Raw genomic sequence first — 1427 nt, 5'->3', positions numbered from 1 at the left:
TTGGACTGCCCCCAAAAAGTTAGACACTTTTTAGGGGCATTTTTATTATGGGAGAATCAAAGTATAGTTTAGAATTTAAGGTGAGTTGTGTTAAGAAGATTAAGAAAAATGATCTGTCGATCCACTCCGTAGCACAAGAAGTAGGTTTGGATGCGACGGTTGTTCGCAAATGGAAAAGGTTTTATGATTTGTACGGAATTGAAGGACTGCAACGCAGAAGCAATCGCCGTTATGATGTAAAATTTAAGTTAAGAGTTTTAGAAACGATCAAAGCACAAGACTTATCTCTAAAGCAAGCTGCTGCACGGTTTAATATCGCTGCAGAATCCAGCATCACCAATTGGCGGAGCGCTTACGAAAAAAGTGGTATTTTAGGGTTACAGAATAAACCCAAAGGAAGACCAGCAATTATGAGCGATTACCAACGTAAAAAGAAAAAGTCTGGCAAACCATTGACCAGAGAAGAAGAATTGTTATTGGAAAATGAAAGACTGCGAGCCGAAATCGATTTTCTAAAAAAGTTAGACGCCTTAACTCTCAAAAACAACAAGCAAAAGCCATCGAAGAGTTAAGGCCTAAATACAATCTGTCCGTATTATTGGATTGTACTGGGATGGCGAGAAGCAGTTTTTATTATCATCAAAACAAGGCTCAAACCGACAAATATTCGGACGTAAAAACAATGATAAAACAGATTTATCATCAACACAAAGGAAGGTTTGGATACCGGCGTATTACTTTGACAATGAAAGATAAAGGAATCATTATCAATCATAAAACAGTATTGAGATTAATGAAATCGCTAGGACTGAAAAGCATTATACGGGTAAAGAAATACAAATCTTACCGCGGAGAACAAGGAAAAATAGCACCCAATATTTTGAAAAGAAATTTCAAAGCCGACCAGCCGAACACGAAGTGGGCAACCGATGTAACGGAATTTAATGTCTCGGGAAATAAGCTCTATTTATCTCCGATAATCGATTTATTCAACGGTGAAATCATCAGCTATAATCTCTCAGAAAGACCTGTCTTTGCACAGATTACAGATATGCTGAAAAAGGGTTTAAAGAAAATTAAAAATACAGAAAATATCATTTTACATTCAGATCAAGGTTGGCAATATCAAATGAAAGCTTATCAAAATATATTAAAAGAAAAAGGAATTGTTCAAAGTATGTCCCGAAAAGGAAACTGTCTGGACAATGCCATAATCGAAAATTTCTTCGGAACATTGAAGTCTGAAATGTTTTATACCAAAAAGTTTGGTTCTATCGATGAACTCAGGAAAGACATAAAAGAATACATTAATTATTACAACAACGACAGAATAAGGCTTAATTTAAAAGGAAAGAGCCCGGTACAGTACCGAACTCTTTCCTTTAATAATATTGTTTAATTTTGTCTAAACTTTTGGGTGCAGTCTA

General features: G+C 35.5%; 1 pseudogene. It reads left to right on the top strand.

Annotation, left to right across the window (positions count from 1 at the left end):
- Positions 1-47 precede the first annotated feature (47 nt).
- Positions 48-1399, top strand: a pseudogene (locus tag BW932_RS14505) (IS3 family transposase).
- Positions 1400-1427 lie beyond the last annotated feature (28 nt).

Origin of the sequence: Kaistella chaponensis (assembly GCF_900156725.1) — a bacterium.
In the GTDB taxonomy this organism is placed as follows: domain Bacteria; phylum Bacteroidota; class Bacteroidia; order Flavobacteriales; family Weeksellaceae; genus Kaistella; species Kaistella chaponensis.
The sequence above is the reverse complement of the archived record's forward strand: the minus strand, read 5'-3'. Positions and strand labels throughout refer to the sequence as shown.